We start from the raw sequence: 19,797 nt of genomic DNA on the forward strand, positions 1-19,797 counted from the left end.
GTCCGGAAGCACGCGACTTCAGTCGTGTGAGGATAGAGTTGTTGATTCACAAATATCTTTTTGAAAATAAAGAACAGCAGAATATTCAGTCTGAATATATTCAAAAAACCGGAACACAGGCAGAAGAAGAAAGTCGCAGAGTTGAAGATCTGGAAGAAAAAATACGTGACTGCTATGGCAAAAAAGGAAAACTGGAGAGCCAGATTGAGGTGTACAGCCGCCAGGAAGAGCAGTTTAATACCCGTTATAAGGAAGAACTTGTGCGGAATATTGTGGGAGCTTATGAAGCCGGAACGCTGGAAATTCGACATCAGATCTATGAGCAGGAGTTGACCAGAATCGTAAGAGAACGTACAGAAAGTCAGAAGAAACTGGAATCCGAAAAAGAGATGATTCGAAGCCAGGAGCGCAGCCTGGAAGATAAAAAAGAAGCACTGGTTCATAAAAAAGCAGAGATCCAGAGACAGACAGAAGTATATCAGCTTTATGAGAAAGAACTGGAAACAAGGAGAAATATTCTTAAGTATCTGGACATGGAAGCAGGATATCTTCTGGATCGTGACAGAATTCTTAATGTATCAGAGCGAAAGCTGAAAGAGCTGGAGGAACTGCGAAGAAGCCTGGAAAAAGAAGAGGATATTCTGGAGAAAGAGTATCAGAATCTTACCAGTGGAAAGGTTCTGGAACTGCCGGAAGATTTGAAAAAAGAACTGGATAATCTGGGTATTCATATCGTTTATGGTATGGAATGGCTCCAAAAAAACGGCTATTCACAGAAGAAAAACCAGGAACTTGTGCGAAGAAATCCATTCCTTCCATATGCACTGATCCTGTCCGGACAGGAGATGGAAAAGCTGGCAAAGAGCGGCAGAAATATCTGTACGTCTTTTCCGGTGCCGATTGTAGAAAGGGAAAAAATCGAAGAAATCCAGGAGAAATATACAGATAAACTTGTACATTTTCCGGGAATCAGCTTCTATATTCTGTTTAATGAAAATCTTCTGGATGAAGAAAAACTTCAGGAAATGATATGGGAGAAAAAACAGGAACTGGAAAAAACTGCACAGGCAGTAAAAGTCCGCAAAGTAGAATATGCAGAGTATTTTCAGAGACAGGAAGTGCTCAAGAATCAGTCTGTAACAAAGGAAAAATGGCAGGAAATCCAGGAGATTCTGGATAAGCTGAAAGAAGAAAAACAAAATCTTGAGAAAGATATTCTGGAAACGGCACAGAACCTTGACAGACTAAAAAAAGAACACGAAGAATTGCAGGATTTCATTGTAAAAACAGGTCTGGAAATTCAGAACCAGAAACAGCGTATCGCGGATTTTGGACAGCTTGAAAAGGATTATGCGATATACGAAAGCAATAGAGCAGCTCTGGAAAAATGTAAAAAAGAAGAACAGCGTTTTCAGGAAAAGCAAAAGCTGGCGAAGGAGCGGCAGGCAAAACTTCTGGAAGAACAGAAAACGGCACAAAATACGTTAAATATTTTGGAACGGGAAGCCGAAAAACTCAATGAGAAATACACCAGATATGCTACATACGAAAAGGCCGGGCAGTATACTCTGCCGGAAGAAATATCTGTAGAACAAATGGAGGCACGTTATGAGGCTATCACTTCTGTCCTTTCTCAGGAACTGAAAGACCTGGAAGAGCGGGAAACCAAAGCTTCCGGCCGTTTCCAGAGAGAACAGAATGAACTTGAGCATCTTCAGAAAAAATATCGGTTGAAACCAGTGCAGTGGGCGGATGTAATCTATGACAGAAAAGAGGAATCACATCAGGAAGTGATTCTAGAAGACTTTCAAAGAAAAATCCAGACAAAAGATATGCAGTGGAATGACGCAGACAAAAAGGCAGCAGTTGCTCAGAGCAAGAGTAATGATCTGCAGAAAAGAATCCACTCTGTATGTGGAGAAGAAAAACCGCTGTCCAGGAACGAGATCCAGGGACAGGACTTTGAAGCACGAAGGAACCAGCTTCTTTACCAGAAGAAAGAAGAGAAAAAACATGCTGATTTTCTGGCCAAAAAAGTTCGAAGTTATGAAGAAAACCTGACAGCACTTTCTGAATATAACGAACTGATTCCAGTAGAAATGGAGGAACGAGATCCGGTTTCGGATACTCTGACTTCAGAAGAACTGCGAAATCTCAAGGGAATTCTTATTCGTGATTATAACCAGAAAATCAGAGAAGCCCGGCAGAAGAAAGAACAGATTGTGCAGCTTTTGAACAGAGTTATTCGAATGGAAAGTTTTCAGGATGACTTTTACCGGAAACCACTGGAACAGATGCTGGAGCTTGTCGATGATGCACAGCGTGTTCTGATGCAGCTGAAAACAACTGTACAGTCATTTGACAGCCTTATGCAAAAACTGGAAGTGGATATTTCTGTTGTGGAAAGAGAAAAAGAGAGAATTGTAGAGCTCATGGAAGATTATATTCAGGAGATCCACAATAACCTGGGCAAGATCGACCACAATTCTACAATCACTATCAGAGACAGAAATATTAAAATGTTGAAGATCCAGCTTCCGGATTGGGAGGAAAATGTGGGACTGTATCACCTTCGACTGGAAGACTTTATCGACAAGATTACGAAGGAAGGCGTGGAACTTTTTGAAAAGAATGAGAATGCACAGGAATTTTTTGGTTCCAGTGTTACTACCAGGAATCTGTACGATCAGGTAGTAGGAATCGGAAATGTGCAGATCCATCTCTATAAAATTGAAGCACAGAGAGAATATCCGATCACATGGAAAGAAGTTTCCAGAAACTCAGGCGGCGAGGGATTTTTGTCCGCATTCGTTATCCTTTCTAGTCTTCTGTATTATATGAGACGGGATGATACTGATATTTTTGCAGACAAAAACGAAGGAAAAGTTCTGATCATGGATAACCCGTTTGCACAGACAAATGCTTCACATCTTTTGATTCCGCTGATGGATATGGCAAAAAAGACCAACACGCAGCTTATCTGCCTGACCGGTCTGGGCGGTGACTCTATTTACAACCGTTTTGATAATATTTATGTGCTGAATCTGATTACTGCAAGTCTCCGAAAAGGCTTACAGTACCTGAAAGCCGAACACAAGAGAGGCAAAGAACCTGATGAACTGATTACAGCACGGATAGAGGTTGGCGAGCAGATGGAGATGCTGTTTTGAAATATGTTTAATAACCCAAAAAGAAACTCAAATTATTTGAGTTTCTTTTTGAGTTGCTTGGAATATTCTTGAGTTTCTTGAATAAACTTAAATATAATGTTAAAATATAAAAAAGATCAGGAGGAACTAAAATGACAACTGAAGAATTGATTGAAAAATTAGGTTGGATTCAAAATTTTAAATGTGAAACTCCAACTTTGGAGATAAAAAGTGCAGAACGTGGATGCCCTAAACATTTATATGATTCATTGTCTAGTTTTTCAAATCAGGATGATGGTGGAATTATAATTTTTGGTATAGATGAAAAACAAAATTTTAAAGAAGTTGGAGTATATGACCCTCAGGATATTCAAAAGAAAATAAATGAACAATGCCTGCAAATGGAGCCAGTTATCCGACCACAGATTACAGTTGTTGAAAAAAATGACAAGTATTTTGTTTCAGCAGAAATACCTGCGGCCGATATTTCTGATAGACCTGTCTTCTATCGTGGAAGAGGCAGAGTAAAAGGTTCTTTTGTGCGTGTAGGTGACAGCGATGAACCTATGACAGAGTATGAAGTATATAGTTATGAAGCATATAGAAAAAAATATCAAGATGATATCAGAATAATTGAAAGAGCGTCATTGGCTTCCCTGAACCAGGAAATGTTAGCAGAGTATATGGGATTATTAAAGAAAGGAAAGTCACGACTGGCGGCAATACCAGATAACGAAATATACGAATTAATGAGCATAAAAAAAGGTGATGCAGTTACATTAAGTTCTGTGATGAATTTTAGTCCTTATCCTCAAGCGTATTTTCCACAATTATGTATCACTGCGATAGTTGTACCTGGTAAGGAAATGGGAGAAATTGGAAATCAAGGGGAAAGATTTTTGGACAACCAGCGAATAGAGGGTACTATTTCTGAAATGCTTGAATCTGCGATACAGTTTGTAAATAGAAATATGCGTACAAAAACTATTATTAATCCTCAAACGGGAAAACGAGAAGATAGAACTGACTATCCAATTACTGCAATCAGAGAAGCAATACTGAATGCGTTGGTGCATCGTGATTATAGTATTCATACTGAGGGAATGCCAATACAGTTAATAATGTTCGAAGATAGAGTTGAAATTAGAAATCCAGGGGGGATATATGGAAGAATTCGTATCGATCAGCTAGGAAAAGTGCAGCCAGATACCAGAAATCCGGTGCTTGCATCTGAACTGGAAGTGTTAAAAATTACAGAAAATCGATATTCTGGAATTCCCACAATACGTAAAGCAATGCAGGCATATAATTTACCACAACCAGAGTTTCTGGATGAAAGAGGTAGCTTTATTATAAAAATGTATAAATTTGGAGAAGAAAATAGTGCTACTGAAATAGAAAATTTGGAAGACAGAGAACTAATTCTTTATTGTAAAACGCCGAGGACTAGAAAAGAAATATGCGATTATTTAGGGTTAAGTTCGATTACTTATGCAATTCAGACGCATGTGATGCCTTTAGTTAAAAGTGGATTAATTAAAATGAGCATTCCAGATAAGCCGAAAAGCCCGAAACAGTTGTTCTATTCGGAATAATCTTCTACCAGACACCTATGTCTGACCTCTAAAATACGGGACATCATCCCAGTGGCAGCCAGACACACGTCCTGGCTCCGCTGGGATAATTTGATTCAAAAATACTTTTCCCACCATGCGCCGCGGCAATCTGCTCGACCACATGTAGTCCCAGAATATGCGGTGTATTTTCAGTGGTTTCCTGCAGATTCAGAGCCGCAAGAATTTCCGGGGGATAGCCTTTGCCGTTGTCGATTACTGTCAGGTACAGGAAATTTTCTCGTATTTCAGTTTCGATACAGATCTTGACAGATTCAGAATTATGCCGCACGCTGTTGCTCAACAGGTTTTCGAGAAGCCGAGCGAGCAGGGCACGGTCGACAGAAATCTGCGCGTGTTCGGCGGCATTTGTCTGATTCAGCGTAATTTCGCAGTTTTCTGCCAGGGGACTGTCGTAGAATTGAGCGACCAGTTCACGGAACAGCGGTCCGGCGGTGAAAGTTTCTTTTCGGAGTGGTTGTGCACCATATTCCAGTTTGCTGGTTAGATTCAGGTCGTCAATAAGAGAGCGGAGTTTTTCACATTGAGTACGAATCCCTGCGGCCTTGTGCCGTACTGTATCGGGCAGGGAAGAATCCTGTTCCAGCTGTTCTCCCCATCCAAGGATCAGAGCCAGTGGTGTGCGTACATCATGACTGACACCTGCAATCCACTGTGTTCGCGTGTCATCCCGCCGCACAAGCATTTCATTTCGTTTCTGTAGATGAGAACTGGTCTGATTCAGTTTCTGAGCCAGTTCTCCGGTAAAACCATCTGTCGGTAACTGGACAGTCTGTCCGTCGGCCAGTGCATCCAGCCCTTCCGCTACAATTCTTAAGCGTTTGGTTCCACGCCAGCCAATCCATAAACAAAAGATCAGAACCAACAGCAGCATGCCAAGAATAACCAGTGGGATACCGTGGACGATATCCTGGAGAACATTTGGTGAATTGTAAAGATTATATTTCCAGAGACTTCCCTTGGTAAGACCAGCCACAAACAGACCATAATCTTCGGACCAGCAGAATAACGGATAATCATCCAGATACCAGCGGGAAAAACTGGCGATGTCGCTGGAAGAATAATGGTTATCCAGTTCGTCCGGCAGATCATAATTCCATTTCACGTTTCCTTTTTCGTCAAGGATCATAGCCCATGCATAACCGTCCATCCATTCTTCCGGAGCATGTTCTGCTCCAAAAATCATTCCATTGTCTGTTTCAACCATAGAATCTGCAATTTCGCTATAGGAATATTCGCGTTGCGGCTGGAGATATCCTTCGCGCCAGCTGATCCATCCCAGAAGTGAAATTGTCAGGACCAACAGCAGAAGGACAACACCAACTGCGGTCAGTACATATCGCCAGATCAGTCGGGCAAAAGTTTTCACAGCAGTTCCTCCTTTGCCAGTTTATAGCCAATGCCCCTTACAGTCAGCAGACAGCGCGGCTGGTTCGGATCCTGCTCCAGTTTCTGGCGCAGATGTCGGATATGAACACCAAGGCTGTTTTCATATCCATAGTAATCCGCACCCCAGACAGCAGAGCAGAGGGAATCATAAGTCACGATATGCCCGCGGTTATCCGCCAGTTTGCGAAGCAGTGCCAGTTCTGTAGCTGTCAGAGGAATCGTATCTCCGTTTGAAAGTGTGACAAGAGCATCGTTCAGATCCACGCTTCGATCTGCAAGTTTCAAATCTTTTGACTTTGTGCGGGCGAGTTCTGCGCGATAAGTTCTCAGCAGGATATGCTGAACACGAAGAAGTAGTTCCTGCATCAGAAAAGGCTTTGTCAGGTAATCATCTGCACCAAGTCCGAGTCCAAATAAACGGTCCGCATCGGCATCTCTTGCGGAGAGAAAAAGAGCCGGAACGTCTGCTTTGGCATGCAGGGCACGGAACAGGGAAAAACCATCGCCGTCCGGAAGGTTGATATCCAGGATCATCAGTTCCGGGATCTCAGCTGCAAACAATTTTTTTGCCGCAGCACAGTTCGCTGCGGTCTGAATATGCCTGTAACCTGCACCAGACAACTGCTCGCAGAGCAGACGGAGCAGATCTTTATTATCATCTACGATCAGAATTCGAACTTCATAAATACTGTTCATAATCAGAATCCTTTCAAATCATCAGTCAGTCTTGAATTCAGTTTTACTATACCATACTTTCAAACACTCTATCTGAAAATCCCAAAAACTTAAGCGAAAATTAAGGCAGGATTTGAGGAGGCTTAAGGCAGCCGGTGTAAGCTTTAAATTGTCGAAGAGAAAAATAAACAGGAAAAGGAGAGAACATTATGATTTCTGTTATCGAAACCCACGACCTCTGCAAAAGCTACAACGGTCGTATCGTAGTGGAGCATCTGAATCTGTCAGTACCGCAGGGCTGCGTCTACGGTTTTCTTGGTCCGAACGGTGCCGGAAAATCAACAAGTATGAAAATCCTGCTTGGTCTGGTACATCCGACCAGCGGCAGTGTAAAACTGCTCGGGCAGACGATGAATGAGGAAAACCGCATCGCATTGCTGAGAAAGACGGGAAGTCTGATCGAGTCCCCGTCAGGTTATCTGCATCTGACAGCACGTGAAAATCTTAAGATCATCGCAGACTTGAAAGATATCGACCACAAAGACATTGACCGTGTTCTGGAGATCGTACATCTGACTGCCGACGCAAACCGCAAAGTCGGGCAGTACTCTCTTGGCATGAAACAGAGACTTGGCATTGCAATGGCATTACTTGGCAATCCCAGGCTGCTGATCCTGGATGAGCCGACCAATGGTCTCGATCCTGCAGGAATCCAGGAAATGCGCGGTCTCATTGCATCTATGCCGGAGAGCACCGGAGCGACGGTACTGATCTCCAGTCATCTGCTCGGTGAAATGGAGCAGATGGTCACGCAGCTTGGAATTCTGGATCATGGAAAAATGATATTCGAAGGTTCCCTGCAGGAACTGCGTAAACACAGCCGGGGCGGCATCCAGATCCGGGTACTGGATGTGAAAAAAGGCATTGATATACTGAATCGTCAGGGTATTCTGACACAGCCAATGACACATCATCTCGATATCCTGCAGCTGCCGTCGATTTCTGATGAAAAATTGGCAGAACTGGTCAGAACCCTTTCTGAAAATAATGTCGGAGTTGTCGGACTGACTTCTGAGACAAAAAGCCTGGAAGAAATTTTCCTGAGTCTGACACAGAACGGCAGGGAGGTGGCATGATATGGCAGGTGCTTTTTGTGTAGAATTGCAAAAAGCTCACCGCAGGCATGATCTGCTGTTCTGCCTGCTGGTTCCGTTGATCGTAATGCTGTGGACAGGCAGTCTGTTATCGCCCGGTCCGGATGAACTGGCAAATGCGTACAGCGCATTGTTTTACAGCATCCCGGTTGACAATGTGCTGATCTTTCCGATCGTGATGGCAGTACTGGCAAGCCGGTTATGGGATATGGAAGTCAAAGGAAGTACCTGGAAACTTCTTTATACTCTGCAGAGCCGTAGGAGTCTGTTCCTTGGAAAAGCTTTGTTTGGCATCATGGAAGTTCTGCTTGTAACCTTTCTGGAAATGGGAGGCGTATTTCTGACAGGAAAAATATATGGTTACACGGAGGCTTTTCCAATCAGTCAGCTTTTTTATCTGACAGGCTGTACACTGGCGGTGGAACTGATGCTCTTTTTTGGAGCATTTCTGCTCATGCTGCTGGCTGGAAATCCGCTTCTGGCACTCTGTGCAGGAATCATAGCATCATTAACCGGGCTGTTTTCTGCTTTTATGCCAAAGGTTGTCAGCTATTTTGTTCCTTGGGGTTATTTTGTTCCGCTGGGAACTTATGAAGTTGCGAACTGGGACCAGGCTGCACATACGGTTACTTATGGAACGCGGCCGTACAATTGGGGACTGCTTGTTTTTACTGTGGTACTGGTCATGCTCTTGTTCTATGCAGCATGGCGAAGAGTACAGAAACAGGAGGTGTAAAAGATGTTAAAGCGCTGTATTCAGGCAGAAAACCGAAAACTGCATGCGTCTCCGATCTGGGGGCTGTTTTTTGCACTGCCGCTCATTTCAGCAATATATGGAACTTTTAATTATCTGCAGAATCTGGAAATTCTCAAAGATGGCTGGTACAGTCTCTGGACACAGCATACATTGTTTTATTCGATGTTTTTCTTTCCTGCAATGGTGGCTGCTTATGCAGCTTATCTGTGGAGACTGGAACATCTTGGACACAACTGGAATCTTATTATGGCAAGTCCGGTCAGGCCGATAGATCTTTTTCTGGCGAAATTTGTTGTGGTGGCAAAACTGGCCCTTCTGACGCATCTGTTTGTATTTTTGCTGTATGCATTTTGTGGAAAAGTTTTTGCACATTTTCCGGGATTTCCACCGATGATCCTGCTTGCTTTTCTTCTTCGCGGTGCAGTGGGAGCACTTGCGGTCATTGCGGCGCAGCTTGTGCTGGCTATGGTCATCCGAAGCTTTGCCATTCCGATCTTTCTTGGGCTGGTGGGCGGCATCACCGGTCTGCTGGCAGGGAGCAAAGGTCTTTCTCTGTTCTGGCCCTATGCACTGATGCAGGCAGGCATGAATGCAAACAAGAGTAATGATGTGCTGTCTGGAGGCGGATATATTTTATTCTTTTTCAGCTGTATTTTCTGGCTGGTAACAATGGTTCTAGTTGCTGGAATGTTTCTGAAAAAAAGGGATGTAAAGGCATAAAGTCGTTTCTTAATAACATGGCACATGATATACTACAGGAAGAAACCTGGAATGAAAAAGCATAGATAATAACAGGAGAGGGGAGATCTGAAATGAAAAATATACAGGGAATTCAGTTGATCATGGAAAGCAATGAAGAGTTACTCCCGGATTTTTTTATGGATTTTCCCTATATTTGCTCCTGCGTGGAGTTTGATAAATATATAGATCCGGTCGTGCCCTGGCACTGGCATCATGCAGTAGAATTATTCTATATAAAAAGTGGCAGAGTAGAGTATACAACGCCAAATGGGAAATGGATATTCCCGGCGGGGACAGGCGGGTTTGTTAATTCCAATGTACTGCATTCATCAAGAGTGAGTTCTACAAAGGATGGAACCGTGCAATTACTGCATCTGTTTGATTCGGAACTGCTGCCAGGCGGGATATCTAATCGAATAGAAGAAAGGTATATTCGTCCGTTGACGGACAGATCCGGGCTTGAAATGATCTGCCTGTCACCCGAGGACCCCGGGCAGGCGGCTCTTTTGCAGAAGATTCAAGCCGGCTTTGAATTGGAGGAAGGCAGCTGGGGCTATGAGATCACTCTTCGGCAGCTGCTCACAGAAGTATGGCTTGGTTTATTGGAACTGGCATGTGCTGAGACAGAAGATATACACAAAAACAAAGATACCGCTGAAAAAATGAAAGCAATGATGTCTTATATTCAGGATCATTATACGGAGATGATAGCGGTTGACTGCCTGGCGAGGGAAGCGCATATAAGTAAAAAAGTCTGTTTCCGACTGTTTCAGGAGAATCTTCATATGAGTCCACTGGAATATATGAGAGAATACAGACTTCGGAAGGCATGTATGGAACTGATAGAGACAGAGAAATCTATTACAGAGATCGCAAGTGACTGTGGATTTGGAAGCAGCAGCTATTTTGGAAAGCTATTTCGGGAGCATTTCAACTGCAGTCCTGTAAGATATCGTGGAAAATGGCACGATTGTAATAGAAACAGACACGAATAATATAGATTTGCACTGGAAAATGCATTATCCTGTTATTACAAGAAAGAGAGATCTTTTTTCGTATTACACACCATGGAAAGGGGCTGGTCATGAAACCAGCTCCTTTTTCATAAAGGAGGAAATGTATGAATCTGACTTATCGATACAGTGCGATCCAGTTTACACATTGGGCATCATCTTCTGGGGCAGCAGCTTTTGCAACAACGTATCTGTTGAACAAAGGGGTTCCTTCAGGAATGGTAGGATTCCTGCTGGCATTGGCAGGGCTTTGTTCCTGTCTGTCACAGCCAGTTCTGGCATCTCTGGCAGACCGCGCAGAAAAATTTGTCCTGACAAAAATGCTGCTGATCATGTCTGTTCTGTGCAGTGTATGCATACTCCTGCAGTTACTGCCGGGAATTTCTATCATGCTGATGGCTGTTTTGTACATGGTCAGTATCTGGAGCAGTGACGCGATGGTTTCCTTATTAAATGCCATCAGTGTCGCATACAACAATGCGGGCTATTTCGTGGATTATGGCGCAGCCCGGGGAATTGGAGCAGTAGCGAGTGCTGTCTCAAGTCTGATCATTGGCTGGGCGGTAACAGTAGTCATGTAGGAGTTGCCCTGTTTATTGCGGCTATGGTAGCAGCTCCGGTGATTTTCTTTTTTGAAAAAATACGGAAGGTTTTCAGAGACACAACTGTTTTGAAGATAGCAGCCGTTTCTTTTTTCATAAAGGCAGTTGGCTTTTATTTTGCGGGAAATATACAGACGATCTATCTGTTACAGTTCTTTCAGATCTCATCCTACGCGCTTTTGGTACCTGCTCAGGTGTACTATGCAAAAGAGAAAGTCAGAGACAATGATATGGTAAAAGGACAGGCATTTATAACAGCAGCCTATGCGCTGGGATGCGCGGCTGGTAATTTTGCCGGCGGTCAGCTTTTGAGCCAGGGGGCAGGTGCAATTCTTATGGCAGGTATATGCATGGCGGCGGCTGGAACCGCAATTGTCTTTGCGACGGTAACAAAATCCGATTTCTGTTTATAATGCAGGGTATATATGTTATGATAGATAAATATGTACGATAACATATATTTGAAAAACGTAGAGAAGGGACTTTCATTATGAAAAAAGAAAAAGGTAATGCCATTGCACTCCTGCCAATTGGCATATTTCTGATATTATACCTGGGCCTTGGCATTTTATTTGAGTATGTGATGAAGATTCCGATGGGATTCTATAATGTACCGATCGTGGTCGCATTTCTTGCCGCGATCCTGGTTGCCTGTCTGCAGAACAGGGAAGTAAGTTTTGACAGGAAACTTGAGATCATGGCGCATGGTGTCGGAGACAAAAATATCATCACAATGCTTCTGATCTTTCTCACAGCAGGCTCTTTTGTCGGCGTAGTAGGAAGAAGCAGCGCGGAAAGTGTGGCATATTTTATGCTGACGCTGATTCCGGCGAGATTTTCTGTGGCGGTTTTATTTGTAGTTGCATGTTTCGTATCGGTAGCGATGGGAACTTCTGTAGGCACGATCACACTTCTGGTGCCGATCGCGGCGGCTGTTTCCAGTGCGTCAGGTTTTGATCTCGCATTTTGTGTGGCTTCGGTCATGGGCGGGGCGATGTTCGGCGATAACCTTTCTTTCATTTCCGATACCACGATTGCAGCCTGTAATGGACAGGGCTGTGAGATGAAAGATAAATTCCGTGAAAATTTCTGGATCGCATTTCCGGCAGCACTGATCACACTTGTTCTGATCCTGATCCTGTCTTTTCAGACGGAAATTCAGGGACATGTCAGTCAGTCCTATCATCTGCTCCAGATACTGCCATATGTCCTGGTGCTGGTCGGAGGTATCATCGGCATCAATGTATTTGTGGTTCTTCTGACAGGAATTGTTTCCGGAGCGATCATCATGCTTGCCGGAGGGCATATCACGCCAGTGGATCTTCTGACGAATATGGGTTCCGGTGTATCCGGAATGTTTGAGACCTGTATGGTGGCGATCCTGGTAGCGGCAATGTGTGCGCTGATTCGTGAGTACGGCGGTTTTGATGCACTTCTTGGCTGGATCCACAAAATCTTCTGTGGCAGAAAAGGCGGGCAGCTTGGTATGGGACTTCTTGTCGGAACCATGGATATTGCGACTGCGAATAATACGGTAGCCATTGTTATGGCAAATCCGATCGCCAGAGAGATGGCACAGGAGTATGGGATCACACCAAGAAAAACTGCCTCCCTGCTGGATACTTTTTCCTGCATCTTTCAGGGAATCATTCCATATGGTGCACAGATGCTCGTGGCAATCTCAGCGGTCAATGAGCTGGGTGGTGAAATTTCCGCTTTTCAGATCATTCCGAAACTTTTTTACCCAATGTTTCTCCTGCTCATGTCGATCATTACGATAATGAGAAGCGAAAAGACAAAAAAGTAAAATCAGAGTTTTATAATAGAAATATAAATAAAAAAGTTTTACATTATGAGGAGGACAATTACCCATGAAAAAGAAAACAGTTATTACAGCAGGGATTCTGGGAGTTCTGGCAGTTGCAGCAGGTGTGTGGTTTTATCATCCGGCTGGCAAAGTAGATCAGGAGATCCTGAGCCGGCTTGAAGGCGATTATGGAATTCCATACGATGATGATATGGATGACGAGGAGTATTACGATAATGAATGCTTCTGGGAAATGGCTGTTTTTACAAAAGCAGATGGATTTTTTACAACGAAACCGCCGGCACTGATGATCTATGATGCAGAAGCGGGAGAGCCTGGCCTTGCCGGAACGATCATAAATCTGGATGCGGATACAATGGAATTGAAAATAGATGATCGCATGACAGACAAAGACTATTATCCGTCTGGATGGGACATTGAAACGTCATCAGATACCATAGAGTTTACTTACGAAGAAACAGAAGATGGTCTGGAACTGACCAATCATGGCAAAACGTTCACTTTTGTAAAATATCAGGAAGATTAAACAGAAAAAAATAAAAAAACACTTGACCTTCCACCTTATGGAAGCTGTATAAAACAAGTACAGACAGCGATATGAAGAGTTTTCAGACTGTCAGGAAAGTAAGAGGTAGCGCAATGAAGATCAAACAGGTGGAAGAGCTTGTAGGAATCACAAGAAAAAATATCCGTTTTTATGAAGATCAGGGGCTTCTCAATGTAGAACGTGCAGAAAACGGATACAGGGAATATCATCAGGAGGATGTCATCCGGCTTCAGGAGATCAAATTATTCCGAAAGATGGATATTTCCATAGAAGAAATGAAACTTCTCTTCGAAAAAAAGAAAAGCCTGCAGATCTGTCTGGAACAGCATCTCAAGGAACTGGAACACCGAAAGGAAGGTCTTTTGAAGATGCAGGACATGTGCGAACGCCTGATCCTGGAACATCGGTCACTGGAATCTCTGAATGCAGAGGACTGTCTGGAAGAAATCGAGCAGATGGAGAAAGAAGGTGCAAAGTTTATGAACGTCAATAAAACGGATGTGCACAAGAAAAAGCGAACGGGAGCGATCGTCGGTGCAGCAGTTATGACAGTGCTTATGCTGGTGACGATCATAATCGTATTCTGGGCAAACGCACAGGATCCCATTCCGCTGGGGCTGCTTTTGCTGATCGCAGGGATCCCGGCAGTCATCATTGCAGGAACGCTCATAGCACTTGCAGGAAGAATGAAGGAAATCGAAGGAGGAGAAGAAGATGAAGCTTCTAAGTATTGAATATATCCCGGGCGTGGATTTTGAGCCGCTCGGAATCGTAAAAGGAACCGTTGTGCAGACCAAGAACGTCGGCAGAGATTTCATGGCAGGCATGAAAACCCTGGTTGGCGGCGAGATCGTAGGTTACACAGAAATGCTGAACGAGGCAAGACAGATCGCTACGAAGCGTATGGTGGATGAAGCCAAGGAGATGGATGCCGATGCCGTGATCGGTGTTAAATACGGCTCCTCCCAGGTCATGTCAGGAGCAGCAGAAGTGATCGCTTATGGAACTGCGGTGAAATACAAATAAAAATGGTCAAAAGAAGCTCACATCATAATGAAACGAGATGTGAGCTTTTTTTCTGTACGAAATATATGGTGAAAACATATAGCAAACCATGTATAATAAGACTCATGGATGATGAAAAATAAAAACGGATGAGGAATTTAATTCATGGAGGGAAATTTAACAAAAGGTCCTATTCTGAAAACGTTGACAAAACTTGCCATTCCGATCATGGCATCGTCGTTTCTTGGGACTTTGTATAATATCACGGATATGGCATGGATTGGGCTGCTTGGCTCGAAAGCAGTTGCCGGTGTTGGCGTTGGCGGTATGTTTACCTGGCTTTCGCAGGGGCTTGCTTCTATGGCGAGGATGGGCGGTCAGGTGCAGGTTGCACAGTGCATTGGACGTGGTGACAGGGAAAAGGCGCATGGTTTTGCACAGGCAGCAGTGCAGCTGGCAGCGGCGATGGGAATGGCGTATGCGATTCTTTCACTGGTATTTACGAAGCAGATGGTCGGCTTTTTTCAGTTGACGGACGCTGAGGCGTATGCAGCGGCTATGTCGTATACGAGGATCGCGTGCGGACTGATCGTATTTTCATTTATGACTCTGACATTGACAGGACTTTATACGGCACAGGGCGATTCCAAGACGCCATTTCTGGCGAATCTGATCGGGCTTGTCACAAACATGATCCTGGATCCCGTTCTGATCCTTGGACCGGGACCTTTTCCGAAACTGGGCGTGATCGGAGCTGCAATTGCAACGGTAATGGCACAGGCGATCGTTATGAGTATTATGGTTCTTGCGATCATTGTGCGGAAAAAAGAAAATGTACTGAAGGGTATAAAACTTTTGGCAAAGATCCCGGAAGAATATCTGAGTGGGATCTGCAGGATCGGAATTCCGACAGCAATCCAGGGAATGGCATATTGTGCAATTTCCATGGTGCTGACACGAATGGTTTCAGGATATGGTGCAGAGGCGGTTGCCACACAGAGGGTCGGCGGGCAGATCGAGTCGATTTCCTGGAATACAGCAGATGGTTTTGCGGCAGCGCTGAATGCTTTTATTGCACAGAATTATGGAGCCGGAAAGAACGATCGTGTGAGAAAGGGATATAAGGCAGCTTTGTGGACAGTTGGTGTATGGGGAGTGCTGATCTCACTTGCATTTATATGCTTTCCCAATGCGATCGCAGATATCTTTTTCCATGAACCGAAGGCAATCGAGACAGCAGTTGGATATCTTGTGATCATCGGATTCAGTGAAGCTTTCATGTGCGTGGAACTGACAACGGTAGGTGCCTTGTCCGGACTTGGCAGGACGAGACTCTGCAGTATTATCAGCATCACTTTCACCAGTGCCCGGATCCCGCTGGCGATCATCCTCGGCGGTATCATAGGACTCAGTGGAATCTGGTGGGCACTCTCTGCAACATCAATTGTCAAAGGTATCATCTTCACATGCACGTTCCTGTGGATCACAAGGAAGCGAGGATAAACTTATGAAAACAGCAAAAAAGATTTTTAAGATCATTGGAATCATAGCAGGGGTGGTTGTGGCCGTGTTGATCGTGTATATCATCTACCTTTATGCAAGCTATCACCGCATCGAGGATAACCTGTCGTTGGAAGTGGAATCTCATGCACAGGCAGATGTGCATCTAACAACGGAGAAAGAATACTCCGCACTTACATACAATATCGGTTTTGGTGCGTACACACCGGATTTCAGCTTCTTTATGGATGGCGGCAAATCTTCCTGGGCGAAGAGTAAGGACAGTGTGCTTGAAACGGTTCAGGGGGCAGGAGAACTGGTCAGATCTTATGATCCGGATTTTGCCCTGATTGAAGAGGTGGATCTGAATTCCACCAGAAGTTATCATGTAAATGAATATGACATATTGAAGGATTGCTTTGCAGATTACGATACTGTATTTGCACAGAACTATGATTCTGCATTTTTGTTCTATCCATTTACACAGCCACACGGCAAGAGCAGATCAGGGCTGGCTCTTTTTTCCAGATACCCTGTCACAGATTCTCTGAGAAGAAGCTTTCCGGTATCTACGTCATTCAGTAAGTTTTTTGATCTGGACCGCTGTTACAGCATTTCCAGAATTCCAGTGGACAATGGCAAAGAACTCGTAATCTTTGAACTGCACATGTCTGCCTATGGGAACAGCGATGAGATCCGGGAAGGCCAGATCCGCATGCTGACCGAAGATATGCAGAAAGAATATGAAGCAGGAAATTACGTGCTCTGCGGCGGCGACTTCAATCATGACCTTAAAGCAGATGAAAACGATTCTGCGGAAAGAGAATCCTGGGCATATCCATTCCCGAGATCCGAACTCCCGGAGCATTTTTCCTTCGGTATGGATCAGCTTTCCGAGCAGGAAAAACAGGACTTATGGGACAGCGCACGTAACGCAGACATGGAATATGTACCGGGTGAAACCTACACAGTCACACTGGACGGATTTATCATTTCCGATAATATAGAATGCGTATCTTACGAAGACATCAACACAGGCTACACCTACTCCGACCACGATCCGGTCTACATGAAATTTAAACTTACTCAGTAAAATGAATAAAAATACAAAAAATCATTCCCCAGAGGCATCTTTGGGGAATTAAATAAATTAGTTGATTACTGACCAAAGGTCATTAATAATTCCTGGATCGACAGGGATTATATTTCTGAAACAAAACAGCAGGAAGCATGGAGGAGAACAGTATAAAAGACAAAAAACGTTTTGTCTGCGCCAATGCGTTTTATGAAGGCAGAGAATACTATTATTGTCTGAAAAAAATCCCAAGTTATAACTGGACGATGCTGTTTCTTGTGTCAGCAGATCATGTGGCGACGAATACCATGGACATGGTGAATTCTATCATTCGCACGTTTGCACTGGTTGCAGCATGTGCTTTTACAATCCTGTGTTCCGGTTTCTTTGTCTGGTACAGAAGCCGCAGGACACGCGCGATGTATGAGTTTGAGTTACGGACGAATGAATGTCTGTCGGAAGTGAACCAGGAACTGGAAAAAGCCAAAAAAGCGGCAGAAGAGGCATTTCATATTGCGGAAGAGGCGAACCAGTCCAAGAGTCGTTTCCTTTCCAATATGAGCCATGATATGAGAACACCTATGAATGCGATCGTAGGTTTTACGACGCTGCTGGATAATGAGAGCAAAAATCCAGAAAAAGTACAGGAATATACAAAGAAGATCGCTTTTTCCAGCCAGCATCTGCTGGGACTTATCAACGATGTGCTGGATATGTCCAAGATCGAGGCAGGCAAGATGAAGCTGACGCTGGAAGAAGAAAACATGGATGAGATCATCGAGAATATTGATGCCCTCGTCCGCCCGCAGATGGTCCTTCGTAGGCAGAAGTTTGAGATCATTGTGGAACTGCTTAAAATGGAAGGCGCAGAATGTACTGTCTGTGAAAATGGACAGCTTGCGGTAGAGACATTTACCGCATCGGAAGAAAACACGATCAATCTGATCCTGATGGATGTACAGATGCCGGTGATGAACGGATACGAGGCGATGAAAGCAATCCGAAGTTCAGGTCATCCGATGGCTGAGACAATTCCGATCATTGCCATGACTGCAAATGCTTTTGTGGAAGATATCCATGACGCATTGGACGCCGGAATGGATGCACATGTGGCAAAACCGGTGGATATGAAAGTACTGAAAGAAACCGTAGCACAGGTGATCGGAGGAAGATCATGAGATGCAGTAATATAAAAGGACATAAAAGGAGCACGTATGCGTAGAATATGGGTAACCAGTGACCTGCATATTGGTCATAACAAAGAGTTTGTATACAAAGAGCGTGGGTTTCAATCAATTGAAGAGCATGACAGCGCATTGCTCTCTAATTGGAATGAACTTGTCAGCCCAGATGATGTTGTATATGTTCTGGGAGATGTGATGTTAAAAAAAGATCTCGAAGATGAGGAATTCTCATATGCCCTGAATATATTAAAACAATTAAATGGTGAGCTTATTATATTTCGAGGTAACCACGACAGTGAGAGCAAGCTCAAAAAGTACGAAACCTGCGAAAACGTGATCAAAGCAGGTGAAGCTGCATGTTATCTGAAATATCCGGCAGTTAAAGGCTATCAGTTTTATCTGTCACACTATCCAACTTTAGTTGCCCATGAGAGGCTCAAACCTGTAAGAACCGCTCTTATTAATTTATATGGTCATACTCACCAGAAAGAACACTTTTATAAAGAACACCCTTATATGTATTGTGTGTGTTTAGACGCACATGAAATGAAGCCTGTACTTTTGGATGATATCATTGAAGAAGTAAAAGATAAAAGGATTGCGTATGAAGAAAATATTTTATAGCAAATTATGGGGGCTGATGCTGCCAATCGTGCTGCAGAATCTGATGCTGGCACTGGTTGCTGTTGCAGATGCATTTATTCAATGCGTCGTAAAACCCCTTGCTTTAGCTCTTAACTTGACCCATATTTATACAAGATAATTTCGATAAGCAAGCAATGAATATAGTACATCCAGTCCTTGCCAGATAGAACGTACTCCGGGCATACCATCGCTCGGTGCACCTTTCGTCCCTCCAAGAACTCCCAGATCATAAATTGCTTCTTTAAGTGAATACGATTCAGGAATTTCCTTGCTTTTTCTTGCGCAACAACATAATACTTTCCATTCCTCTTCAACAAATACGATCCCACTTGAAATTTCCGGACATATTTTCCCAAGATAAGTCAGATTTAATATCTGCATTGCAATGACAGAATATAATAACGTTAGAAAGCTTAATCTCCCATATTCCCTTGCCTGGTTCTTTTCTATTTTGCACCCACTCTTTAATATAAAATGAAACCGTTCTATCTTCCATCTGTGTGCATAACACTGTACCAGCTTTTCTATTTCTTTTTCGCTCTTTACCGTTACCGTTGTCAGCAGAAACCATTCTGTCCCCTTTTTCCCGGATTCATGCACATAGATCGCTGTCAGCTCCAGCTTTTCCCGTAAATGCTTTTCCTTTCTCCTTTGAGGACGGTAGATTGTAACCTTTTTGCAATGGTAATCCATTTTTATATTTCTTGATGGGATATGCTCTCTGGGATTCCGGCTCATCCGGACAACCATGCTTCCTGCCACTGGGGAACTACGTAATTCATGAAAGATCTTTTTCCCATCATCTACCATACGATTTTGTACGATCCGGATCAGAAAATTTGCTTTCAGATCCGCTGCTTCTGAGAAAAATTCATAGAAATCACCTTCCCGGTCACATA

19 protein-coding genes are annotated in these 19,797 nt (G+C 43.7%); 16 read left to right on the forward strand and 3 right to left on the reverse strand.

Going from position 1 to position 19,797, the window contains the following annotated elements:
* Together WMO75_RS14990 and WMO75_RS14995 are read left to right on the forward strand one after the other, a co-directional pair.
* Positions 1–3,170: hypothetical protein (locus WMO75_RS14990; RefSeq protein ID WP_349078360.1), on the forward strand; the 3,170-nt coding region annotated here is incomplete at its 5' end.
* Positions 3,171–3,301: 131 nt separating this feature from the next.
* Positions 3,302–4,744, forward strand: coding sequence for an ATP-binding protein (locus tag WMO75_RS14995; protein WP_349078363.1), 1,443 nt, complete (start codon positions 3,302–3,304; stop codon positions 4,742–4,744).
* Between the two features lie 43 nt (positions 4,745–4,787).
* Here the strand turns inward: WMO75_RS14995 and WMO75_RS15000 are convergent, their stop codons facing one another.
* Positions 4,788–6,152, reverse strand: a complete 1,365-nt coding sequence (locus tag WMO75_RS15000; RefSeq protein WP_349078366.1) for a sensor histidine kinase — start codon at positions 6,150–6,152, stop codon at positions 4,788–4,790.
* Positions 6,149–6,868 (reverse strand): response regulator transcription factor, encoded by a 720-nt coding sequence (locus WMO75_RS15005; RefSeq protein ID WP_022213559.1) that lies wholly within the window; start codon positions 6,866–6,868, stop codon positions 6,149–6,151. The genes WMO75_RS15000 and WMO75_RS15005 overlap by 4 nt, the downstream gene beginning before the upstream one ends.
* Before the next feature lie 188 nt (positions 6,869–7,056).
* Here WMO75_RS15005 and WMO75_RS15010 point away from each other — a divergent pair, with 188 nt between their 5' ends.
* The 14 genes from WMO75_RS15010 (at position 7,057) to WMO75_RS15075 (ending at position 18,877) form a co-directional block, all read left to right on the forward strand.
* Entirely contained in the window at positions 7,057–7,983 is a 927-nt protein-coding gene (locus WMO75_RS15010) for an ABC transporter ATP-binding protein (RefSeq protein ID WP_022213558.1), read from the forward strand.
* Position 7,984: 1 nt separating this feature from the next.
* Complete coding sequence (locus WMO75_RS15015) at positions 7,985–8,737, forward strand: ABC transporter permease (RefSeq protein WP_178634556.1); 753 nt, start codon at positions 7,985–7,987, stop codon at positions 8,735–8,737.
* Between the two features lie 3 nt (positions 8,738–8,740).
* Positions 8,741–9,478, forward strand: coding sequence for an ABC transporter permease (locus WMO75_RS15020; protein ID WP_022213556.1), 738 nt, complete (start codon positions 8,741–8,743; stop codon positions 9,476–9,478).
* Positions 9,479–9,570: 92 nt separating this feature from the next.
* Entirely contained in the window at positions 9,571–10,494 is a 924-nt protein-coding gene (locus WMO75_RS15025; protein ID WP_349078371.1) for an AraC family transcriptional regulator, read from the forward strand.
* 125 nt (positions 10,495–10,619) lie between these two features.
* The gene (locus WMO75_RS15030) at positions 10,620–11,093 is read left to right on the forward strand and encodes an MFS transporter (RefSeq protein WP_118699559.1); all 474 of its coding nucleotides are present in this window, start codon (positions 10,620–10,622) and stop codon (positions 11,091–11,093) included.
* A gap of 89 nt (positions 11,094–11,182) precedes the next feature.
* Entirely contained in the window at positions 11,183–11,527 is a 345-nt protein-coding gene (locus WMO75_RS15035; protein ID WP_291579578.1) for a hypothetical protein, read from the forward strand.
* Between the two features lie 77 nt (positions 11,528–11,604).
* The gene (locus WMO75_RS15040) at positions 11,605–12,921 is read left to right on the forward strand and encodes a Na+/H+ antiporter NhaC family protein (protein ID WP_291579580.1); all 1,317 of its coding nucleotides are present in this window, start codon (positions 11,605–11,607) and stop codon (positions 12,919–12,921) included.
* Positions 12,922–12,985: 64 nt separating this feature from the next.
* A complete protein-coding gene (locus WMO75_RS15045; protein WP_022213366.1) occupies positions 12,986–13,468 on the forward strand; it encodes a hypothetical protein in 483 nt (160 codons plus the stop codon).
* A gap of 113 nt (positions 13,469–13,581) precedes the next feature.
* Positions 13,582–14,223: a MerR family transcriptional regulator gene (locus tag WMO75_RS15050; RefSeq protein ID WP_173905125.1), complete on the forward strand. Its 642-nt coding sequence runs from the start codon at positions 13,582–13,584 to the stop codon at positions 14,221–14,223.
* Positions 14,204–14,515: a YbjQ family protein gene (locus WMO75_RS15055; protein WP_005423341.1), complete on the forward strand. Its 312-nt coding sequence runs from the start codon at positions 14,204–14,206 to the stop codon at positions 14,513–14,515. The genes WMO75_RS15050 and WMO75_RS15055 overlap by 20 nt, the downstream gene beginning before the upstream one ends.
* 144 nt (positions 14,516–14,659) lie before the next feature.
* Entirely contained in the window at positions 14,660–15,997 is a 1,338-nt protein-coding gene (locus tag WMO75_RS15060) for an MATE family efflux transporter (RefSeq protein WP_291579584.1), read from the forward strand.
* Positions 15,998–16,001: 4 nt separating this feature from the next.
* Positions 16,002–17,087 (forward strand): endonuclease/exonuclease/phosphatase family protein, encoded by a 1,086-nt coding sequence (locus WMO75_RS15065; protein ID WP_173905127.1) that lies wholly within the window; start codon positions 16,002–16,004, stop codon positions 17,085–17,087.
* A 137-nt stretch (positions 17,088–17,224) separates the two neighbouring features.
* Complete coding sequence (locus WMO75_RS15070; protein WP_291579586.1) at positions 17,225–18,247, forward strand: ATP-binding response regulator; 1,023 nt, start codon at positions 17,225–17,227, stop codon at positions 18,245–18,247.
* 36 nt (positions 18,248–18,283) lie between these two features.
* Positions 18,284–18,877, forward strand: coding sequence for a metallophosphoesterase (locus tag WMO75_RS15075; protein WP_118699551.1), 594 nt, complete (start codon positions 18,284–18,286; stop codon positions 18,875–18,877).
* Positions 18,878–19,003: 126 nt separating this feature from the next.
* Here WMO75_RS15075 and WMO75_RS15080 read toward each other — a convergent pair.
* A partial coding sequence (locus WMO75_RS15080) for an IS4 family transposase (protein WP_349078375.1) occupies positions 19,004–19,797 on the reverse strand: 794 nt, incomplete at its 5' end.

The organism is Blautia intestinihominis, assembly GCF_040096655.1.
GTDB lineage: Bacteria > Bacillota > Clostridia > Lachnospirales > Lachnospiraceae > Blautia_A > Blautia_A intestinihominis.

Coding starts and splice junctions, on each gene's coding strand:
- WMO75_RS15025 (WP_349078371.1), top strand. CDS start 9,571: ATGAAAAATATACAGGGAATTCAGTTGATCATGGAAAGCAATGAAGAG.
- WMO75_RS15040 (WP_291579580.1), top strand. CDS start 11,605: ATGAAAAAAGAAAAAGGTAATGCCATTGCACTCCTGCCAATTGGCATA.
- WMO75_RS14995 (WP_349078363.1), top strand. CDS start 3,302: ATGACAACTGAAGAATTGATTGAAAAATTAGGTTGGATTCAAAATTTT.
- WMO75_RS15010 (WP_022213558.1), top strand. CDS start 7,057: ATGATTTCTGTTATCGAAACCCACGACCTCTGCAAAAGCTACAACGGT.
- WMO75_RS15020 (WP_022213556.1), top strand. CDS start 8,741: ATGTTAAAGCGCTGTATTCAGGCAGAAAACCGAAAACTGCATGCGTCT.
- WMO75_RS15005 (WP_022213559.1), bottom strand. CDS start 6,868: ATGAACAGTATTTATGAAGTTCGAATTCTGATCGTAGATGATAATAAA.
- WMO75_RS15055 (WP_005423341.1), top strand. CDS start 14,204: ATGAAGCTTCTAAGTATTGAATATATCCCGGGCGTGGATTTTGAGCCG.
- WMO75_RS15075 (WP_118699551.1), top strand. CDS start 18,284: ATGCGTAGAATATGGGTAACCAGTGACCTGCATATTGGTCATAACAAA.
- WMO75_RS15030 (WP_118699559.1), top strand. CDS start 10,620: ATGAATCTGACTTATCGATACAGTGCGATCCAGTTTACACATTGGGCA.
- WMO75_RS15060 (WP_291579584.1), top strand. CDS start 14,660: ATGGAGGGAAATTTAACAAAAGGTCCTATTCTGAAAACGTTGACAAAA.
- WMO75_RS15070 (WP_291579586.1), top strand. CDS start 17,225: ATGGAGGAGAACAGTATAAAAGACAAAAAACGTTTTGTCTGCGCCAAT.
- WMO75_RS15050 (WP_173905125.1), top strand. CDS start 13,582: ATGAAGATCAAACAGGTGGAAGAGCTTGTAGGAATCACAAGAAAAAAT.
- WMO75_RS15015 (WP_178634556.1), top strand. CDS start 7,985: ATGGCAGGTGCTTTTTGTGTAGAATTGCAAAAAGCTCACCGCAGGCAT.
- WMO75_RS15045 (WP_022213366.1), top strand. CDS start 12,986: ATGAAAAAGAAAACAGTTATTACAGCAGGGATTCTGGGAGTTCTGGCA.
- WMO75_RS15065 (WP_173905127.1), top strand. CDS start 16,002: ATGAAAACAGCAAAAAAGATTTTTAAGATCATTGGAATCATAGCAGGG.